Origin of the sequence: Shewanella frigidimarina, from assembly GCF_003797125.1 — a bacterium.
GTDB classification, from domain to species: domain Bacteria; phylum Pseudomonadota; class Gammaproteobacteria; order Enterobacterales; family Shewanellaceae; genus Shewanella; species Shewanella frigidimarina.
Map to the genome: position 1 here is coordinate 531,309 of NZ_RKKE01000003.1, position 19,152 is coordinate 550,460.

Below are 19,152 nucleotides of genomic sequence, written 5' to 3' on the forward strand. Positions count from 1 at the left end.
ACGTGCAACATAGAATAAAAAACGCCATGAAGCTCGAAAATTTAAACATCATCATCGCAGATGATCACCCATTATTCCGTAACGCCTTAAGGCTAGCGTTGAGTAATGCATTTGAAAAAACGCAATGGTTTGAGGCCGATAGTGCCGAAGCATTGCAAGGGGTTCTTGATCAAAAAGAGACCCCATTTGACTTAATCCTGCTAGACCTACAAATGCCAGGATCACACGGTTACTCAACCCTGATCCACCTCAGAACTCATTATCCAGATATCCCCGTTGTGGTGATATCTGCCCATGAAGACATCAATACAATTAGCCGAGCAATACATTATGGCAGTAGCGGATTCATCCCTAAATCTGCGTCAATGGAAGTGTTGGCCGAAGCATTAAATGCGGTGTTATACGGTGATATTTGGTTACCAAAAGGCACACAAATCGTGCCGGTTTCTGACGACCCGACCGACAAAATGGCCAACCGATTATCAGATTTAACCCCGCAACAATATCGCGTGTTACAGATGTTTGCAGAAGGGTTACTCAACAAACAAATTGCTTATGATTTTGGGGTATCAGAAGCAACTATCAAAGCACATGCCACAGCTATATTTCGTAAACTGGGTGTTCGCAATCGCACTCAAGCGGTGATAGCATTGCAACAATTAGAAATGGATAGAATTGATATCTCGTAATGCCTCAATTATTATCGCTACAACAGCTGCCTTTTTCACAAGCGTGTGAAAATAATAAACAGCCTATCTTAACCCTATTGGCAAAGTGGTTTGTCAATAGGCAACATGTACTCGAAATAGGCAGTGGTACAGGCCAACACAGCGTCTATTTCGCTGAAAACCTTGCCCATGCTCGCTGGCAACCAAGCGATCAGCAACATTACTTGCCTACCCTACAAGCTCGACTCGATTTGCAAACATCACCAAACTTACAACAGGCTATTAGCCTTAATGTCACCCAACCATGGCCCCTACTTTTATCAGATGTAGATGCTATATTCAGTGCTAACACCTTGCACATTATGAGTAAGCCAATGGTGGAAGCATTCTTTACTGGTGTTGGTAGTGTATTGGTTAATTCAGGTTCATTAGTCGTTTATGGTCCCTTTAATTATCAAGGTCAATTTACCAGTGGCAGTAATCAACAATTCAATTTGTGGCTGCAACACAACAATCCTGATAGCGGTATCCGCGATATTGAATGGATCTGCCAGTTAGCACAACAACAGGGACTAACACTTCAAGAAGACATCACCATGCCAGCCAATAACCGTCTGTTACATTTCACTAAATAACCTCAACTTTACATTAGAGGTGAGCTGAATTGATACAGGGTGGTTATTTCAAATCAGCAATATCAAAACTCGTTATTTTGCTCACAAAGCGAATTAAACCCGTAATAGCCTATCGATGACAAGTGATGCAACACTTAATGCTGAATCAATAGCAGATTGATGTTTACTTATTAACTAAAGTTGATCGCTAACCCCCCATAAATCATCCAAACGATTAGTGACTTACTTGCCAAAAACCTTGTAAGCTATCTACTAGGGTCAAAATACACAAGGACACACACTATGGGTTCGGTTACCACTAAAAGACATCCCAATGGTCTTGATTATGTTGCTGTTGACACAGCACTTTGCCAAGCACGTATTTTTATGCAAGGTGCACAAATAGATCAATTTATACCTGTCGGCAAAGCACCACTATTGTGGGTATCAAGTGCAGATGATTATCAACCTGGTAATGGTATCAGAGGTGGAATCCCCATTTGCTGGCCTTGGTTTGGCATGAGCGACACTCCAGGGTTTCCGCAGCATGGCTTTGCACGAAACAAAACCTGGTCGCTTGAATCTGTCAAAATGCGTAACCAATTAGTAGACTTAGTTTTCACCTTGCCCGCCAGTGAAATGGAAAAACAATATTGGCCTCATAATACCCAAGTAAAGGTGTTATTCACCTTAGGCGAAACCTTATCGGTCAGCATAGTGAATACGAATAATGGAAATGATAACGTAATACTTACCCAAGCATTGCATAGCTACTTTCCTATTGAAGATATTCATCAATTGAAAGTGAGTGGCTTTACTGGGTCGCAATACATTGAGTTTGGTGAAGGGCCGTTTAAACAAGTCGATAATGTCGTCAAGTTTGAACGAGAAACCGACAGGATTTACACCCAATTAGGTGATACTCAGGAGCTACATACACAAAATGGTACCATTGTAGTCAGTCGCGAAAACAGCCAATCCGCTGTACTTTGGAACCCTTGGATAGACAAGTCGATGCGCCTTTCACGCTTTAATGCCGATGATTACCTAACCATGGTGTGCTTAGAAGCCGCTAATGTTCTGGACGACAGTGTGACTTTAGCGCCAGGGCAAAGCCATACGTTAACCACTCATATTAGCTGGAAATAAGACAGCTGTTTGAGTGAGATAAACAGATAAACCGCGATGCTAACTAAGTCGCCATTAAGAGAAGTTCATCGCTTAATAATAGAAAAGGCAGCCTAGATGGCTGCCTTTGTTAATTTCAAATATCCATTTGCTATTTCGATACTTTGGTCAAGATCATCATAAAAAATCAACAAGCAATATCTGACAACCTTGAAGGTTAGTATTAACTAACGACTCTATTTTTATTCTTTTTAAACAAGCCAAACCAAAAGGCTGATTCAAGCAATCCACCAGCCACAAAAAAAGTGATCGCTCCCGTTTGGCTACCGGCTAAATAACACGTTAGTGCAAGCACGATTAAAGTGACTAACAACAATAATCTGTAGATACCTGTCATATTAATTTCTCTCAATCCTATAAATGCACTATTCAAAAATAGTAACAAAACCTATCGGTTACATTAGCGCTTTACTAAACCACGAGTCAACTAAACTATCGCCAATAAAAAAGGCAGCCGAAGCTGCCTTTGTTACTTTCCAAGACTAATTTTTAGTTAATCCATTTCAAATTGTACATGATTTATTTTATTGATTATCTTCTGGCTTAAATACTGGGTTATCAAGCTTTGCTTCAAAACTAGTTGGCGCAATGAATGTTAAGCCCGTTGGGATTTCTTCTAATTTTTGTCCAGACAATGTTAATGCTTCTACGTATTCAATCATAGATTCATTATCGATAAAACCTGACTTAATAACTGGAGAAAGCTTCTTAGTGTCAAAAATGTCATAACCATCTTTACCACCTGCGATATAAGCGTTAGTAGAGATCTTGTAAGCCATTTCTGGATCAATATCTGTACAACTACCAGCAGCTACACCGTTAGGACATACCTGTAAATCTTCGATTTGCTCACCAGGGACAGCTTTACCATTGAAGGTAAATTGAACATTGGCAAATGTTGGGAATGAACCTGAAGACGTTGTTAATGAATAATTAATCGTATCTTCAAGTAGTTGAGTTACATCACTACCTTTTAACTCAACAATAGCTAGCTCATTACTGAAATATAAAAGTGAGCCAATAACATAACCAGCAGTTAAGTTACCAGTATCATCGTTTTTAATATCATTACGCACGCCACCATTATTGGTGATGGCCATGTGAACACCATAACCATGTTGGTTTAACTTCCAAACCATAGACGCTGCAACGTGAGCACCAGCTTCTGAACCCGTTCCAGGTAATGAAGCACCGTTACGTTTCACACCCGGTTGGCGAACATGATCTAACATACCAGTGTTAACTGGGTCGTTTGCATCGAAAACTTGACCAATCACTTTACCTTGAAACTCTTCAATTAACGGCTTGTAATCAATATCGATAATACTACGCAGTAAAGCATCTTCTTCAGTAATGGCAATATTGTTTTGTTCACCAACAAAGGCCTCTGCAGCAGTTTGATCTGCTTCAGTTAACGGCTCGCTTGTTTCTCCGTCATACTTATGGGTAAAATTGTTGTCAATTAACAGAGTGTTATTACCTTGACAGACTGTAACATCGCCATTTTCGAAAGTTACATCTGCTTGGCCTACAGCCTGAGCTACTTCACCAGCCTGTACAATGCACGTTTTACTAGTGCCATTAGGATTGGTAATCATCTCTGCATAACTTGCAATACTTGACCCCTCTCCTCTTCCAATATTAGTGAAATCACCAAGTAGAGTATGAGAATGGCCACCAACAATGACATCAACGCCGTTAACTGACTCTGCAATACGAATATCTCTTTCTAAGCCAATGTGGCTTACCATTACAACTTTATCAACACCCATTTCTTTGAGCGCATCAACTGTTGCCTGTGCAGTTACGACTTCACCCTTAAAAGCTAAATCTTCACCTGGAGATGAAATTGACTCCATGTCTTCTAACACTAAACCAAAAATACCGACTTTAACGTCACCGTATTCTTTAATAATGTAAGGCTTGATATTAGTGACGCCTGACATTTGAGAGTCTGCGCTGGCATCTAAGTTAGCAGCAAGAATTGGGAAGTTAATTTTATTAGCAAATTCAATGAATGGGCCATCGCCAAGATCAAATTCATGGTTGCCTATCGTCATGGCATCAAGACCCATTTCACGCATTAAAGTTGCATTACCAGCACCTTTTAACACATTGAAATAAAGTGAACCCTGGAAAGCGTCACCTCCGTGTAAAGCAAGGAAAGGCTTATTAGCATCTGCTGCCATAGCTCTAGCATTTTTTAATGCAGTTGCAACGCGAGGATAGCCACCTACATCTGTTTTAATGCTCATATCTTCTGCGTTGACTTGTGCGGTAAAATCTAATGATGTTGGATCAAAACTCGAATGAGTATCATTAATATGTGCAATGCGTAAATTAAACGTACTTACATCATCATTGCTATCGCTGCTATCATTACAGCCGGTTAATGCAACAATAATTGCCGTTGCCAGTAAACCTTTAAACATCGTTTTATTCATGTAAAACCCCATTATTTAAATAATTTATTATTTTTACTTTATGAATTAATTTCTCTTAGATTTAGATATTTTTTGAGATAAAAGTGTTATTCATCACAATAAAAAGTACAATTCTCAGACGTTCTAAGTGAGCACCTTAATACTGAAAATAAGACAATTCTAGTCAAAGTCAGCAGATAACTCTGTCGTTTATTACTCAGAAATAGAACATGTAAATACAAAATCAAACACTGTATCAACATCGACATCTCAGTATAAATTACAAGCAACTACAAGATTTATCTATAAAAAATCAAAGACGCTTAATTTCATCGGCATAATAATAGCAAACAATAACGTCTACATGTGACGAATTCATTACAAAATGTGATACTTAGTACAATATTAACAAGTAGTTACAACATTGTTTATCTTAAAATACGAACAGATTGATATCCTCGGTTGTATTTCAACTGTTAAAAAAAGGCTTAACTGCAATTACTGCAGTTAAGCCTCTGAATTTGATGGGTAATAATTTAAAAATAAAAATAACTGATTGTCGCTTAAAAAAAACAACAAAAAGCATAGTTTAAAAACATAACTTCACATTATTTCAAAACTTGCTGTAACCATTGACCGATATCAATTAGTTGATTAGGTAATACGCTGTGAGCCATAGGGTAGGTTTTCCAAACACTCTGATAACCTGCTGCGATCAGAGCATCATGAGCCATTTTTCCGGCAAACATAGGGACAACATCATCTTGCTCACCATGATTTTGGAAGATGGGTGTATGCATATTGGCGTCAGCAAGTTGCTCTGGCAACGTATCTCCACCAGGTAAATAACAAGATAACGCCATAATACCTGCCAGTTTTTGTTCAAAACGCAGACCCGTAAACAAACTCATGACTCCGCCTTGACTAAAACCTGCTAAAACTATTTTTTCAGCCGGTATGCCTCTGTTGATTTGATCGACTATCAGCTTACGTATTGCTTGCTCAGACGCCATAACTCCTTGGATATCTGCACGGTCATGCAAATCCATACTTTTGATGTCGTACCATGAACGCATCACAAACCCGCCATTTATCGTCACAGCTTGCTCTGGTGCATGAGGAAAAATAAAACGAATACTATGCTGACTATTTAAGCCTAATACTGGTACCACTGGTGCAAAACCAGCACCAGAATCACCTAAGCCATGTAACCAAATGACACAAGATGTTGCAGGTGATTGCGGTTCAATCACGATTTTATCTAACTGAGCAGACATATTTATTAATCCTATCAATACAGTAACAATATTGGTGGCTATCTTACGTTAATTGATTTTTAACATCGAACGATTCGCAAATAAATATCATACATAATCGAGTCTATTCAGATAGGTTTATAACTAATGGTTATTGTGCATGGATCCCGGTGTGATTAAGTAACGCCTCTAATTGCGCTGGATTATCGAGCTTAAGACTCCACCGCACCGTCCCCGCATCCGCGACAATCACTAAGCCTTGATGAAAACAGCTAATATCATCTACTGACGCAGCAAGCACCAGTTGACTATCATGAAACCGGCACTGAATTTCATGTACAGTGACAATAATTTTACCCAAAGAAAAATCAATAACCATAATAACTCACTGTAAAAACAAAAATCCCAAGTCTTCACTTGGGATTTATAAAAGAATTAAGTTGCTGTTAAATTGGAATTAACAGCAAATCAATCTCATTAGTGGTGATGACCACCAGCACCATGGGCGTGGCCATGAGCAATTTCTTCGTCTGAAGCATCACGAGCACCGACGATTTCGATGTCGAATGTTAATTCACGGCCAGACAGTGGATGATTGACATCAACAGTTGCCATAAATTTACCCACTTTAATGATGGTAACTTGACGTTGGCCTTGTTCAGTGTTCACCACTGCAGCCATGCCAGGTTTCCATACTTTTGCGCCGACAAGATGTTTAACTGATACACGCTGCTCTGAATCTTCTTGGCGTTCACCATAAGTGTCAGCGGCTGGTGGAGTAATGGTAAACTTCTCGCCAATTTCTTTACCATTAATAGCAGCTTCGATACCAGGCATCATGTTGTCATGTCCATGCAGATATGCAATCGGCTCACGACCTTCATTTGATTCAAGCACATCGCCTTTTTCATCACGTAGTGTGTAATTAAACTGCACTACCATATCGTCTTTAATGCTCATTATCGTTCCTTAACTCAAAAATTTGCCGAAGCTTAGCAAAAGCGTGCTAATGCATCCACAAAAAAGTGGCCATTTAGGTGGCCATTATAATTTGATGCCTAATGCATTAAATGTTTGTACGTCAGGAAACCCATCCGCAATCAGCCCTTTTTGCTGTTGGAAGGCTTGCAAACCTAGCACTGAATTACGCCCTAAAATACCATCAGGCTTACCAACATCAAATCCAGCATCATTCAGTTTTTGTTGTAACTGCTTTACTGTTTCTCTGCTTAACCTTGGCTGTTTAGGTACTGAACGAGTTAACATCGCACTGCCATTAATTCTGTCGGCTAAATGACCTACTGCAATGGCATAAAATTCAGAGCGATTCCAACGCATAATCACATTAAAGTTGTCATAGCCCAAGAAAGCTGGACCCGTATGCCCAGCGGGTAAATATAAAGCAGCTTGCATATCGGGTGTCGACAACGGCTGACCATTAGCTTGCTTAATATTCAGCTCTTGCCATTTTACTAATGGTAAAGGGTGTTTACCGCCCAAGTAAGCAAACGGGTAATCTACAGGCAACAATACTTCCCGTCCCCATCGCTCATCGGCCTTCCAACCTAGATGTTGTAAAAAATTAGCTGCTGAAGTTAATGCATCCACTTCACTATTCCATAAATCGGCAATACCATCACCGTCGCCATCTACGGCATACTTACGATAATTAGTTGGCATAAATTGGGTGTGCCCCATCGCACCGGCCCACGAGCCAACCATTTTGCTATCTGCGAAATTATATTGCTGCTTTAACTTCAACGCTTGTAATAACTCGCCAGTGAAATAATCGCTACGCCTTGGATCGCATGCTAGCGTTGCCAATGAATCGAGCACTGGCATACTACCTTTGTAACTGCCAAAGTTGGTTTCTAAGCCCCAAAAAGCAACAATATATTGCCCAGGCACGCCATACTCTTTTGTTAGTTTAGCTAATAATGGCCCGTGTTTAGCCATCATTTTTGTACCTTGTTCAACCCGCCAAGGTGTTACGCGTTTATCGAAGTAATCACCAAAGCTAGTGGTAAATTCTGGCTGCTGATTATCTAATTCAATCACCCTAGGGACAAACTTTAAATTTGCCACCGTTGTATCGATAATCTGTTGTGAAATCCCTGCTGTTTTTGCCTTTTGCTGTAAATTAATCACACAAGTAGCAAAATCAGGATGCTCTTGAACTGGAGTAACATCGGCGACCGGATCGGGAGATGCTGACACTGCACAGGCACTTAATAAAGTGCTAGATACAAACATTGAAGCAATAAACACAGAAAAACGTCTTTTATGAGCCATGAACAACACTTAATTTACGTAAAATGAATATTGAATATCGTGACGCATCGGCTTTCAGTAAACAAGAGCTGTTAACATTAAACCCTGTTTATTTATGCTAAATTCAAGTGAAACTTGACAACACCGATGACAAGATGAGCAATAATGAAGCTGGTACTCAACGCCACAGATACTCGTGTTAAAAGCGGTACTTGATTTGAGTGATACAGACTGCTTAATAAAATAAGCGGGTTAATAAATTTAAGACTTCCGTTACTTGTACTATTTATTGAATGACCTAACAAACAACCACAAAGTACAGTTACAACATTGACGCATCGAGTCGTGTTAGTGACTAATATCAGGCTAACTGCCCGATTTTCGTCTAGATTCTGTGTCAATTTAGTAGCTAAATGACCACCAAGGATCCTCATAAACAAAATTGTCATTAATTAAGCCTTTTCCTTATTCAATGAGTCCGTATAATGATGTTAATTCTCACTCATTTAAGCGATTTATCATGACAGAACAGACAGCAGCACTAACAGGCTTTATCGAAAGCGTAAAACAACATCAAGTCTTATGGGGCTTACAAGATGAAACAGGTGAAGGTTGGGTTGTATGTGACTCATCAGAATTTGAAGAAACTGATGTTATGCCACTTTGGTCAAGCGAAGCTGCTGCAAAAAGCCATTGCACTGATGAGTGGGCAGACTACAACCCAGTGACTATTACGCTGACTGAGTTTTTAGAATACTGGGTAAGTGATTTAAATGATGATGGTGTATTAATAGGTGTTGATTGGGAAGCTGAACAAGAGTGCCTAGAAATTGACCCTATCGTACTGGCTAAAGAGTTAGTTGATTTTGAAAAAGAATAATCATTAATTGATTTGATCTTACTACCCAAGCTGTTCAGCCATTGAACAGCTTTTTGATATTATTATGCCCATGCCTACACTGATTGATATTCCTTTTGACAAACGCCACACCTGTTGGTTTTGCAACGAACCCAGTAATCATATATTTGATTACTATAGAATGACTCATACTCCCCATCCCTCTCTAGCCATTCCAGCTTGTAAAGAATGCCATATGTTAGCCAAGAAAAACCTGCTGACCTCTATTTGGGATTGTCGAGATGCGGTTAAAGATAATTTAATGCATCTATATAGCAAAGACTTGGCGATTGGCATTAATTGGACTCAGCAAGAACTCGAAGAATCAGATTTTGATTGTATGATTTTTGGTGGTTTTAAAAAAAGTGCCTGGATGATGTATCAAATAGCCCAAAGTCGCATGAATGCACGGGGCTGGCCATTAAGTCTGGACGGAGTATTGCTTGAAGGCGAAATAGCGGGTGACAGTAGTCAATATCATACCGGTTTCGAATTTGACGATATAATGTTTACCTCTTTAACAAAAGCCATTAGCCACTATAGCAAGACCTTATCTTTAGACAGTGGTTTTTTACAACAACTGGTGACTTTACTTGGTAAAGCCCAATTTGGCCATGCTGTCAAAATAGCGAGGCTGAATATTGGTATCACCCCGGGGCATCAACGTCGTATTCTTGATGAGTTAATCGAAGATATGGATCAATAAAACCACGTAATCATTCAATGGTGGTCTAACCAAGAATACTCCGTAAACGATCTTGAACAACGCTAACTAATAAGTCGGGCTGGAATTTAGAGATAAACTTATTACAGCCCACCTTTTCTACCATCGCTTGGTTAAAACTGCCACTCAAAGAAGTATTAAGAGTAATAAATAGTGCCGCCATTCGAGGATCATTTCGTACCTCAAAGGTCAACTTATAACCATCCATTTCGGGCATTTCGGCATCGGTAATCATCATTAGCAATTCATCAGCAACCTGTCTGCCTTCATCAGCCCATGATTGTAATAATTGCAAAGCTTGTAATCCATCTGAAGCTTCAATAATCTCTATACCAAGTTGATTGAGCGTGTCTCTTACTTGTTTGCGCGCCGTTGACGAATCATCCACAATTAATATCTTACGACCAGGCATATAAGAAACGAGCGCTTCATCTAACACACCGTCAGATAACTTCACGTCGTAATCAATAATCTCAGCTAATACCTTCTCAACATCAATAATAGACACTAATCGTAAGTGTCCTTGGTCTTCTATTTTTGTTATTGCTGTTAAGTAATTATGTCCGCCAGTGGTTTTGGGCGGCGGCATAATATCACTCCAGCTCATGTTAACGATATTCTCGACTTTACCGACTAAAAAGGCCTGCACACTGCGGTTATACTCGGTAATAATCAAGTTACAATCGTCATTTACGGGCATCGGTGAGAAACCAATCGCTTCTCGCAAATTAATCACCGGGATAGACATGCCTCTAAAGTTAGCGACGCCATAAACATTATGATTACTGCCGGGTAAATTATTTAAGGGTGGTAACTTAACCACTTCTTTGATTTTAAATACATTAATAGCAAACAACTGGGTTGAGTTAATGCGAAATAACAACAATTCTAAACGGTTTTCGCCAACTAACTTAGTTCTTTGATCTACCGTATCTAGCACTTTTCTCATTAACAGATCCCACCTAAAAACATACAAACAACATCAAAGATGCATTATCATTAATAAGCATAATTATACTTAAAAAATATTATTAAACAGTGTTGGATCAGGATTTATCCCACAAAAATAAAAAATATCTATAAACAAGATCGAAAAAAAACCTAAATATCTAAGATGTTTATTCAAGACTCAAACTATCTCATCTCTTAAATGCCCTACTAAAAGACTACACCGATGAAAAGACTCCAGAGACAACTACATCAATTTATCTCGATATTTCAACACTGATCCAGTGAGACTTAAACTTGATAGATGTACCTGTTGTTGTAAACCCATTTAACTCAATCAATGCTTAAGATGTAAATATGAATAACCCTTGTTGAAACTGCATTTGAGCGCAACATGCCATACATAAAAGCATAATTTTATTTAGCTTATTTAAACCACAGCGGAAGGTGATCATTTACCTGCTTGTATGCGTATAACACTATAGATTATTCGCTAAAAGTCATTCAGGTGCCGTTATGATTATCCCACTATTCCCTTTATCGATATGCTTGTTACCTCAAGGATATACCCAGCTACGAATTTTTGAACCTAGATATAAACGGTTAGTATCAGAATCGCTAAAAAGTGGTGTTGGTTTTGGTTTGTGTATGTTGGCTGATGATAAAAAAACCATATTACCCATGGGGACATTAACCCAAATTATCGACTTTGAAACGCTTGAAGATGGCTTGTTAGGTATTAGTGTGCAAGGGCAAAAGACGTTCATTATAAATAATGTCAGTGTTGATAGTGACGGTTTAAAGCGCGCCGATGTCAGCTTAATTGATTCTTGGCCACGCGATATCATTGAACCACAAACGGGACAGACAGGCATTAGCACTGATGTGCGTAAAAAAGATAAAGCACTTAGTCACACGTTAAAGCAAATTTTACAGCAATACCCACAGCATCTTGCTCACTACTGTGAAGAGAACTTCAACGATATTGCGTGGGTTTGTCAGCGATGGCTTGAAATTATTCCATTGAGTGCCAAAGAAAAATATCAGTGTATCAATAGCCATGATCATCAATTAGCAAAATCATTCTTAGCCGATATTATAAAATAATACATAACAGTGATCCGAACGCAAAAATGCCACGTATTAATTAATGATACTGCAGCTTGTTTGAGCTCAGGATGGCCACAGCATAATGAGGTAATATTTTATGCTCAATGAGTTATTTATTGGATGCGGGTGAAATAATGGAAAATGTTCAATCACAAAGCACACAAAGTCGTTATGATAAGGGGCATCTTGCAAAAAGATCCCTAATTAAACTAAGCGGTGCTATGAAATCAAACGAACCCAATCCAATGGCTGATGAGCTGGCGTCATTAATGACGCAGGTGGCTAATGATCGATGCAAAACATCTTTTGCAAAACTTTTTTCGCATTTTGGCCCAAAAATTAACTCTTTTGGTGTCCAGCGCTTAAGCCAACAGGGCTTAGCCATGGATTTAGTGCAAGAGACAATGACTAGAGTATGGACAAAAGCCCATCTATATAACGCAGAGAAAGCAGCGGTAAGCACTTGGGTATTTACCATCATGCGTAATCAATGTTTTGACATGCTTCGTAAAGTACAACACAACCGTGAAGATTCTTTCGGTGATGATATTTGGCCTTTATTTGAGTCTGACGAAGCTGAAAGCAACGACAATGATTTTTTATTATCGGCCAGTTTATTGCAGCATGTAGAAGAATTACCCCCTCTTCAGCGCCAGGTAGTACAAGGTATTTATATGCAAGAGCTTACTCAACAAGAGTTAGCGGACAAACTTAATATTCCAATTGGAACGGTTAAATCACGACTTAGACTCGGGTTAGAAAAATTAAAAAGCTTTATGGAGAAACACTATGATTAATTACCACCCAGATCAGCATTTGCTGTCACTCCATGCTAAAGGCGACTTGCCGCTATCTATGTCGATTGCTATCTCCGCCCATGCTGAATTGTGCCCTCATTGCCAGCAACAACTTGACCAGATGACTATTGCGTTGTCTGAACAACAGTTTGAGTCAGCAGTAAAAACTCAGTCGGTAGACACTAATGATAATCATCAATTAGACGCACTACTCGAGCAGCTATTAAATTCGACCTTAGACACTTTAGAGATTGAACAGGCTAGTACGATTGATACGATTGATACGATTGAAGATAACAGCGTTAGTATTAAAGGTCAGCATTATCCTCTGCCTAAGGTATTTCGTAAGCAAATTAATGCTTCTTGGCAAGGTATTGGTAAAGTCAGCCGCTTGAGACTCGATACTGGAGAGCCACAAGCAAGAGCAAGTTTGTTGCACATCGCAGCCAATGGTGAAATTCCTGAACACACACACAAAGGCGCAGAGCTAACATTACTGCTCGCTGGTGAGTTCAGCGACTGTTACAACACCTACAAGCCAGGTGATTTTATGCTGCTTGATAAAGAGCACCAACATTCACCAAAAACACTTGAAGGTTGTTTGTGCTATACCATTGTTGATGCTCCGTTATACTTCACTAAAGGTTTCAGTAAGTTACTAAACCCAATTGGCGATTTACTTTACTAAGCATTACGCTAGTTGCTTAAAATGTTAACGACTAACGTAATGTATAGACAATTTGGCCGCTATTTATCATTAAGTTGTACCATTAGATAAGGGATGATGACTGAATCATCCCTTTTACACAATAGACATCCGAGCAATGCGAAATTTGTCGATAATTCATCACTAATCGCTATTTTTTAATCGAAAACAGCATTAATTTGATTAAAATTTGAAAAAGACTATTGCCATATGCAAACACTCAGTATACTATCCACACAGATTTAGTTTTCTTGTTAATTTTGGTTACCTACCTGTAAGTCTGCTCAACTTCACTTCGTAAATAAACCCAAGACAAGCTTCTGTACATCGTTTTTGATTTCAATTGATTTTTGTTGATATGATAATTTAAATTATATTCACGTAATCTTGTTGTCATAAAACTATGTTCAACTTACAAAGTTAAGTGCTAAATATGTATTAAGTTTTTATGGCTATATGTCATGTCCCAACATCAATGTTGCAGGCATAAAATAGACCTTAATCAACTATTTACATATCAATACTTGATTAGTGAGTAAAGGATAGGTTAAGTTAAATCTCGAAACATTAATCTTTTGCAACACTAAAAAATGCCAAGGATATTTTATTGAACAATTTTCTCACCTAATGGTGAATATATAAGAAGGAGTGTGACCTATGTCATACAACATGAATGGACACGAAATTTCAGTTAGCTTTCCGGTTAACTCTATCTCGTCAAACAAGAATTCAATTGCTTTTACCGACAGCCTAGGTAAAAACAAAAAAACCTTTTCAAAACGTATTGAAGCATTAAACTTCATGAAATGGTTAATCTCTGCCAATAAGTAATACCCCCTAACGCTTTGCGTTAATCATTTGCTCTGTTATTTAATAAACTCATTTCTCGGTATTCTCCTCTCACTTACCGATGTTTATTAAAACAGAGCAAAATGAATAACTCACTCGCATCATTTCAAATTATTCTTCAGTTTTAAACTCCAATCGAACTTTTTAAACCCAAATCTACCACTTAGAAATAAATGACTTAATATCAACAACTTACAGCAAAAAATCCTACACTCATCCTGTAATCAAACCGTGTGCGAAAACTTTCGTTGGTATCTTGGCAACATCGTTTTATTTCCCAAGACTCCCCCCTGATGTATATAGAGAATATCGGTTGCACTGACAGTATTACTATTCAAATAATGTTGTAACACTAGAAATCCAACCGGGTCGTACAATAATTCAAATTCAATTCCCGACTGGCATACCGTATTCCACATATCAAAACAACGTCGTGATAATTTTCCAAAATGATATTTATGACCATCATTAATAATGTTAGGAAAATAAACCTCATCGACTAATTGTGAGAATTGTTGACGTAAATATTCATCTCCTCCTACGGTACTGCAAGTTAATACCTCTATGGCAATAACATCCATTAATAGTAATTTAGCCTGTTGTTGAATAATTTGTTTATTTAAATAAGCTGCAGTAGTTCCCGTACCTGAGGGTAAAAATATCTTTAACTGTTTTTTTTGTTGATCTTGTGCCCATTGAATAATTTCACTGGCGAGTTGTGCTATCCCAGTTTCGGCATACTCACAACGGCCACCTTCAGGAATAAAAAGTAATTGTTTTTTATCTGCATAGCTTGGGTCTGATGAAACAATATGCTGCATCGCATCGTCTAAATGCATACCTTCAAGGTTTTTAGCATCAGTCAAATGACGAACATCTATAATATTGGCGCCATTTTGTATCGCTGCAGCATAATTCCCCTGAGGATGTTGTAATAAAAACTCGCTGATGTGGCTTACGTAGTAATCAAATTTCCACCCTTGCTGCTTTGCAAGTACAGACAATGAGTACAAGGAGTTTGCTTGTGCAGAGCCCGAAGCCACGATCTGGGTAACATGTGAATAATCATGATGTAAGAAATGATAAAATTTACGCGCTTTATTACCACCAAAATCAGCATGTAATAAATCATCCCGCTTAATGTAGATACTGCGTCCTTCAAAGTTCATCGCTTGTACTGGGCTTATCGAAAACATGAATTGTCTCAATCAACTGTAATATGAGCATTTTAACTAAAAAATGATAAATCTCATCGATTCATTTGTATTAATCATCACACTACATTAGCCATACAGTATAAAACCAACATTTAAGATATAAGAATCAGTTAGTTAAAAACATGGCATGAATATGGCTTTATATTAAGTAATATTGACTATTGATAGGATTGAAAATGTCACTTTTACGCTTAATCTTTAATATTGCTTGGTTTTTAATGGGTGGTTTTGTCATGGGACTAGCCTGGTGGTTTGTAGGGGTACTGTGCTTTATCAGTATCATTGGTATCCCATTTGGTCGTGCTTGTTTTGTCATTGGCGAACTTGCTTTCTGGCCATTTGGACAAGAAACCGTTAACCGAAAACACATTTCAGGCCAAGAAGATATTGGCACTGGCACGTTAGGTTTGGTGGGTAATGTCATCTGGTTTTTGTGCTTTGGTATTTGGCTCGCGATTGGTCATCTAGCCCATGCTCTGGCTTGTTTTGTAACGATTATAGGTATTCCTTTCGCGTTACAGCATCTTAAGTTGGCCCTGTTAAGTTTAACCCCTATCGGCCAAACTGTTATTGCCAAACCAACTTATTAACATTCATTAATAACCGTTGAATGACCACTGTTGTAAAAAGCCGATAGTATAATACTATCGGCTTTTTATTTGCCTAATCGCATCAGCAACGTGTACATTGCCATTCTTAAGCGCTAAAAGGTTATTCAGCCTCTTTAAAGACAGTAATGGGATCACATGAACTATTGGTTAATGAAGTCTGAACCAGACGACTTTAGTATTGATAATCTACAGATGAGTGAGCAGCAAACCGTTGCTTGGCAGGGTATTCGTAACTATCAAGCACGTAATTACATTCGAGATCAAATCGCCTTAGGCGATGTAGTGTTGTTTTATCACTCTAGCTGTAAAGTACCTGCCATTGTGGGTTTAGCAAAAATTAGCAGTGATGCACAAATCGATATCAGTGCTTTTGATAACCGTTCACCGTATTATGATGTAAAATCTAACACTAATACGCCTCGATGGTGGCAAGTAGATATCCAATTTATGGCCAAATTTTCTAAACCAGTGAGCTTGAAACAATTGAAAGCAGATCTCGCACTGCAAGATATGGTATTAGTGGCTAAAGGTGCCCGCTTGAGTGTTCAGCCTGTCACACCGTTGCAATACCAACACATTATGCAATTAACAATCTTAGAATAATAACGTTAGATTGATGACCTTACATGGGTAACCTTAAGTTAAAACAGACCAGCTCGTCAGCCGACCAGTAAACATTCTAAAAAATCTCCTAAAGACAGCTCAGACTAAGTCAATACAATTTACTGTAATAGTCTGAGCTCGAATACTAACGGCACAGTGATAAGATCGCGCAATGTCAGAATTAGTTAATCATTCGGCCTATTCCGCCAAGTACAGAACCTTCACCTTGGTCTTTGCCACCACTTGATGGTGCATGAGCAATGATTCTGTCAGCCATACGAGAAAACGGTAAGCTTTGTAACCACACAGTTCCATGGCCTTTTAAGGTTGCAAGGAACAAACCTTCACCACCAAATACCATCGACTTTAATGAGCCTGCACGTTGTATGTCATAATCAATTCCAGGAGTGAATCCCACTAAACAACCGGTATCGACCCGCAATGTCTCACCGTGTAATTCTTTTTTAATCAATGTCCCACCAGCATGCACAAACGCCATGCCATCGCCTTTTAGGCTCTGTAGAATAAATCCTTCACCACCAAAAAAACCGGTCCCTAAACGTTTATTAAACTTCATACTCACTTGCGTACCTAAAGCTGCTGCTAAAAAGCTGTCTTTTTGGCAGATAAGTTCACCTTGATGTTGAGCTAAGTCAATTGCCAGAATAGTGCCAGGAAATGGTGCCGCAAATGCCACTTTTCGTTTCTGTTGGCCTTGATTGGTAAAGTGAGTCATAAAAATACCCTCACCCGAAATGGCGCGTTTACCAGCACCAAGTAACTTTCCAAAAAAACCGGATTCTGGCTCAGAGCCATCACCCATTCTGGCCTCGAACATAATGTCTTCTTCGAGGTAAGTCATCGCCCCCGCTTCAGCAATCACAGACTCATTTGGGTCTAATTCAACTTCAACCAGCTGCATGATAGAACCTATAATCTCATAATCAACTTCATGACTTTTCATGCTCATTTTCATTCCTTAAAAATTTATTTAATGTTTGCAGTTGCCCTGTTCGGTATTAAGGCATTATTTATTATGGATGATTTAAGGTAACAAAATGATCAGCTATTTAACACGACAACATTTCAATATTCTGTAACCAAATTCTGTTGCCACTGCATTCGTTTACCGATTTGTGTCCATCGTTAACCTAAACCTGCACCGCTCAATCCTGATTGATGTTGTAATTGATATTGAGCAAACTCTTCTAAAATAAGCTCAGTAAATAGTTGCCCTGCTCGCCCAAGCGGACGTTCAAGTGTGGACACTAATTGCGGTGTAAAACTAAACCGATTACCGCCAATAAAATCGACTTCAATCAGTTGCCCTTGACGTAATTCTTCAGCAATTAAAAAATCTGGCATCCAACCAAAACCGAGGCCTTTTAGTAAGGCATTTTTTTTCATGATAAAACCTGATAAATAAAATACTTTATCGCCGCCAAATTGCATTTCATCGCGGTCACGTTTACCTGGAGATGAATCTTCAATGGTTAACTCAACATGTTGTTGTAACTCAGGTAAACTAATTTCCTTAAGTAGACTTAATGGATGTTGTGATGATGCCACTAGCACACTGGTAATCGTAGGTAACGGTTTAGGATGATACGAGGGACCAGTACGATAATCCTTAACCAGCATTAAGTCTGCTTGATCACGTTCAAAGCGATGCTGTACTCCGCCTAAAAACTCCATATTAAGTTGTACTTTAGTCGGTATATTGTGCTCTGACATGCGCTTAAGCGCAGTCATGATAGGCTCCATCGGTAAAGCACCGTCGATGACTAACTCAAGCTTGGGCTCCCACCCCTGGCTAAAGCGACTGGCAAGATGTTCAATATTGGCTAAATGCTGTAACAGCCGCTGTCCTTCGGCCAAAATCACCTTACCTTCTGGTGTTAATTCCGCTCGATAATGATCTCGATTAAATAATGTCACGCCGAGATGTTGCTCTAGCTTTTTAACCTGATAGCTTACTGCCGATTGTGCCTTGTGTAATCGCTCTGAAGCTTTTGCAAAACTTCCTTCTTCAACAAGTACTTGCAGTACATTAAAGGCATCGATATCTATTCGCATAAGATTTTCACTGTCCCGTTATCCATACACAAATGTAAAGCTAACATAACAATCTAAAAAATAGATTATGTTGAGTTATTTATTATTCTTTTTTTTGTTGATCTTTACCACTAAATTGTAAGTTAGATCACATATTGGTTTGCCCAATGCGATTAGGCCATAACAACAAATAACATAAACGCCACGACACTCG

21 protein-coding genes are annotated in these 19,152 nt (G+C 38.8%); 11 read left to right on the forward strand and 10 right to left on the reverse strand.

Annotated elements, in window-relative coordinates:
- The first annotated feature begins 26 nt into the window (after window positions 1-26).
- The 3 genes from EGC86_RS11800 (at window position 27) to EGC86_RS11810 (ending at window position 2,431) form a co-directional block, all read left to right on the forward strand.
- Complete coding sequence (locus tag EGC86_RS11800; protein ID WP_011637760.1) at window positions 27-689, forward strand: response regulator transcription factor; 663 nt, start codon at window positions 27-29, stop codon at window positions 687-689.
- Window positions 689-1,303, forward strand: coding sequence for a DUF938 domain-containing protein (locus EGC86_RS11805; RefSeq protein WP_123777692.1), 615 nt, complete (start codon window positions 689-691; stop codon window positions 1,301-1,303). Before EGC86_RS11800 ends, EGC86_RS11805 begins: the two co-directional genes overlap by 1 nt.
- Before the next feature lie 282 nt (window positions 1,304-1,585).
- Window positions 1,586-2,431 (forward strand): D-hexose-6-phosphate mutarotase, encoded by an 846-nt coding sequence (locus EGC86_RS11810; protein ID WP_123777693.1) that lies wholly within the window; start codon window positions 1,586-1,588, stop codon window positions 2,429-2,431.
- 202 nt (window positions 2,432-2,633) lie between these two features.
- Here EGC86_RS11810 and EGC86_RS20885 read toward each other — a convergent pair whose 3' ends face one another.
- From EGC86_RS20885 to EGC86_RS11835, 6 genes are all read right to left on the reverse strand, one after another.
- Window positions 2,634-2,807 (reverse strand): hypothetical protein, encoded by a 174-nt coding sequence (locus tag EGC86_RS20885; RefSeq protein ID WP_165872404.1) that lies wholly within the window; start codon window positions 2,805-2,807, stop codon window positions 2,634-2,636.
- Between the two features lie 187 nt (window positions 2,808-2,994).
- Entirely contained in the window at window positions 2,995-4,914 is a 1,920-nt protein-coding gene (locus tag EGC86_RS11815; protein WP_165872405.1) for a bifunctional metallophosphatase/5'-nucleotidase, read from the reverse strand.
- A 587-nt stretch (window positions 4,915-5,501) separates the two neighbouring features.
- Window positions 5,502-6,170 (reverse strand): alpha/beta hydrolase, encoded by a 669-nt coding sequence (locus EGC86_RS11820; protein WP_123777695.1) that lies wholly within the window; start codon window positions 6,168-6,170, stop codon window positions 5,502-5,504.
- Between the two features lie 130 nt (window positions 6,171-6,300).
- Entirely contained in the window at window positions 6,301-6,528 is a 228-nt protein-coding gene (locus EGC86_RS11825; protein WP_059743945.1) for a DUF3389 domain-containing protein, read from the reverse strand.
- Window positions 6,529-6,626: 98 nt separating this feature from the next.
- On the reverse strand, window positions 6,627-7,109 hold the full coding sequence (locus EGC86_RS11830; RefSeq protein WP_059743947.1) for an FKBP-type peptidyl-prolyl cis-trans isomerase: 483 nt from the start codon (window positions 7,107-7,109) through the stop codon (window positions 6,627-6,629).
- An 84-nt stretch (window positions 7,110-7,193) separates the two neighbouring features.
- Complete coding sequence (locus EGC86_RS11835) at window positions 7,194-8,441, reverse strand: lytic murein transglycosylase (RefSeq protein WP_123777696.1); 1,248 nt, start codon at window positions 8,439-8,441, stop codon at window positions 7,194-7,196.
- Between the two features lie 499 nt (window positions 8,442-8,940).
- Between EGC86_RS11835 and EGC86_RS11840 the strand changes: the two genes are divergently transcribed.
- Both EGC86_RS11840 and EGC86_RS11845 read left to right on the forward strand, forming a co-directional pair.
- Entirely contained in the window at window positions 8,941-9,300 is a 360-nt protein-coding gene (locus tag EGC86_RS11840) for a DUF2750 domain-containing protein (protein ID WP_041413601.1), read from the forward strand.
- A gap of 64 nt (window positions 9,301-9,364) precedes the next feature.
- Window positions 9,365-10,024: a hypothetical protein gene (locus tag EGC86_RS11845; protein WP_123777697.1), complete on the forward strand. Its 660-nt coding sequence runs from the start codon at window positions 9,365-9,367 to the stop codon at window positions 10,022-10,024.
- 25 nt (window positions 10,025-10,049) lie between these two features.
- On the opposite strand, the gene EGC86_RS11850 is transcribed toward EGC86_RS11845, so the two are convergent.
- Window positions 10,050-10,991 (reverse strand): chemotaxis protein CheV, encoded by a 942-nt coding sequence (locus EGC86_RS11850; protein WP_011637771.1) that lies wholly within the window; start codon window positions 10,989-10,991, stop codon window positions 10,050-10,052.
- A 515-nt stretch (window positions 10,992-11,506) separates the two neighbouring features.
- Here EGC86_RS11850 and EGC86_RS11855 point away from each other — a divergent pair.
- From EGC86_RS11855 to EGC86_RS11870, 4 genes are all read left to right on the forward strand, one after another.
- Complete coding sequence (locus EGC86_RS11855) at window positions 11,507-12,097, forward strand: LON peptidase substrate-binding domain-containing protein (protein ID WP_102037169.1); 591 nt, start codon at window positions 11,507-11,509, stop codon at window positions 12,095-12,097.
- A 137-nt stretch (window positions 12,098-12,234) separates the two neighbouring features.
- Window positions 12,235-12,897 (forward strand): sigma-70 family RNA polymerase sigma factor, encoded by a 663-nt coding sequence (locus EGC86_RS11860; protein ID WP_123777698.1) that lies wholly within the window; start codon window positions 12,235-12,237, stop codon window positions 12,895-12,897.
- Window positions 12,890-13,585 (forward strand): ChrR family anti-sigma-E factor, encoded by a 696-nt coding sequence (locus EGC86_RS11865; RefSeq protein ID WP_123777699.1) that lies wholly within the window; start codon window positions 12,890-12,892, stop codon window positions 13,583-13,585. The genes EGC86_RS11860 and EGC86_RS11865 overlap by 8 nt, the downstream gene beginning before the upstream one ends.
- 675 nt (window positions 13,586-14,260) lie before the next feature.
- Window positions 14,261-14,434 (forward strand): hypothetical protein, encoded by a 174-nt coding sequence (locus EGC86_RS11870; RefSeq protein ID WP_011637775.1) that lies wholly within the window; start codon window positions 14,261-14,263, stop codon window positions 14,432-14,434.
- A 242-nt stretch (window positions 14,435-14,676) separates the two neighbouring features.
- On the opposite strand, the gene EGC86_RS11875 is transcribed toward EGC86_RS11870, so the two are convergent.
- Window positions 14,677-15,648 carry a 1-aminocyclopropane-1-carboxylate deaminase/D-cysteine desulfhydrase gene (locus EGC86_RS11875; RefSeq protein WP_123777700.1) on the reverse strand — a complete coding sequence of 324 codons (972 nt, stop codon included), beginning with the start codon at window positions 15,646-15,648 and terminating at the stop codon, window positions 14,677-14,679.
- 197 nt (window positions 15,649-15,845) lie between these two features.
- On the opposite strand from EGC86_RS11875, the gene EGC86_RS11880 reads away from it, so the two are divergent.
- Together EGC86_RS11880 and EGC86_RS11885 are read left to right on the forward strand one after the other, a co-directional pair.
- Window positions 15,846-16,259 (forward strand): YccF domain-containing protein, encoded by a 414-nt coding sequence (locus tag EGC86_RS11880; RefSeq protein ID WP_011637777.1) that lies wholly within the window; start codon window positions 15,846-15,848, stop codon window positions 16,257-16,259.
- A 156-nt stretch (window positions 16,260-16,415) separates the two neighbouring features.
- Window positions 16,416-16,883, forward strand: coding sequence for an EVE domain-containing protein (locus EGC86_RS11885; protein ID WP_123777701.1), 468 nt, complete (start codon window positions 16,416-16,418; stop codon window positions 16,881-16,883).
- A gap of 181 nt (window positions 16,884-17,064) precedes the next feature.
- On the opposite strand, the gene EGC86_RS11890 is transcribed toward EGC86_RS11885, so the two are convergent.
- Together EGC86_RS11890 and EGC86_RS11895 are read right to left on the reverse strand one after the other, a co-directional pair.
- The gene (locus EGC86_RS11890) at window positions 17,065-17,853 is read right to left on the reverse strand and encodes a TIGR00266 family protein (protein ID WP_123777702.1); all 789 of its coding nucleotides are present in this window, start codon (window positions 17,851-17,853) and stop codon (window positions 17,065-17,067) included.
- A gap of 176 nt (window positions 17,854-18,029) precedes the next feature.
- Entirely contained in the window at window positions 18,030-18,959 is a 930-nt protein-coding gene (locus EGC86_RS11895; protein ID WP_123777703.1) for a LysR family transcriptional regulator, read from the reverse strand.
- Window positions 18,960-19,152: the final 193 nt, after the last annotated feature.

Bases quoted from the DNA above. Each gene is read 5' to 3' on its own strand.
- EGC86_RS11875 (WP_123777700.1), bottom strand. From the start codon at position 15,648: ATGTTTTCGATAAGCCCAGTACAAGCGATGAACTTTGAAGGACGCAGT.
- EGC86_RS11830 (WP_059743947.1), bottom strand. From the start codon at position 7,109: ATGAGCATTAAAGACGATATGGTAGTGCAGTTTAATTACACACTACGT.
- EGC86_RS11890 (WP_123777702.1), bottom strand. From the start codon at position 17,853: ATGAGCATGAAAAGTCATGAAGTTGATTATGAGATTATAGGTTCTATC.
- EGC86_RS11865 (WP_123777699.1), top strand. From the start codon at position 12,890: ATGATTAATTACCACCCAGATCAGCATTTGCTGTCACTCCATGCTAAA.
- EGC86_RS11895 (WP_123777703.1), bottom strand. From the start codon at position 18,959: ATGCGAATAGATATCGATGCCTTTAATGTACTGCAAGTACTTGTTGAA.
- EGC86_RS11815 (WP_165872405.1), bottom strand. From the start codon at position 4,914: ATGAATAAAACGATGTTTAAAGGTTTACTGGCAACGGCAATTATTGTT.
- EGC86_RS11805 (WP_123777692.1), top strand. From the start codon at position 689: ATGCCTCAATTATTATCGCTACAACAGCTGCCTTTTTCACAAGCGTGT.
- EGC86_RS11880 (WP_011637777.1), top strand. From the start codon at position 15,846: ATGTCACTTTTACGCTTAATCTTTAATATTGCTTGGTTTTTAATGGGT.
- EGC86_RS20885 (WP_165872404.1), bottom strand. From the start codon at position 2,807: ATGACAGGTATCTACAGATTATTGTTGTTAGTCACTTTAATCGTGCTT.
- EGC86_RS11825 (WP_059743945.1), bottom strand. From the start codon at position 6,528: ATGGTTATTGATTTTTCTTTGGGTAAAATTATTGTCACTGTACATGAA.
- EGC86_RS11820 (WP_123777695.1), bottom strand. From the start codon at position 6,170: ATGTCTGCTCAGTTAGATAAAATCGTGATTGAACCGCAATCACCTGCA.
- EGC86_RS11855 (WP_102037169.1), top strand. From the start codon at position 11,507: ATGATTATCCCACTATTCCCTTTATCGATATGCTTGTTACCTCAAGGA.
- EGC86_RS11850 (WP_011637771.1), bottom strand. From the start codon at position 10,991: ATGAGAAAAGTGCTAGATACGGTAGATCAAAGAACTAAGTTAGTTGGC.
- EGC86_RS11870 (WP_011637775.1), top strand. From the start codon at position 14,261: ATGTCATACAACATGAATGGACACGAAATTTCAGTTAGCTTTCCGGTT.
- EGC86_RS11860 (WP_123777698.1), top strand. From the start codon at position 12,235: ATGGAAAATGTTCAATCACAAAGCACACAAAGTCGTTATGATAAGGGG.
- EGC86_RS11800 (WP_011637760.1), top strand. From the start codon at position 27: ATGAAGCTCGAAAATTTAAACATCATCATCGCAGATGATCACCCATTA.
- EGC86_RS11885 (WP_123777701.1), top strand. From the start codon at position 16,416: ATGAACTATTGGTTAATGAAGTCTGAACCAGACGACTTTAGTATTGAT.
- EGC86_RS11810 (WP_123777693.1), top strand. From the start codon at position 1,586: ATGGGTTCGGTTACCACTAAAAGACATCCCAATGGTCTTGATTATGTT.
- EGC86_RS11835 (WP_123777696.1), bottom strand. From the start codon at position 8,441: ATGGCTCATAAAAGACGTTTTTCTGTGTTTATTGCTTCAATGTTTGTA.
- EGC86_RS11845 (WP_123777697.1), top strand. From the start codon at position 9,365: ATGCCCATGCCTACACTGATTGATATTCCTTTTGACAAACGCCACACC.
- EGC86_RS11840 (WP_041413601.1), top strand. From the start codon at position 8,941: ATGACAGAACAGACAGCAGCACTAACAGGCTTTATCGAAAGCGTAAAA.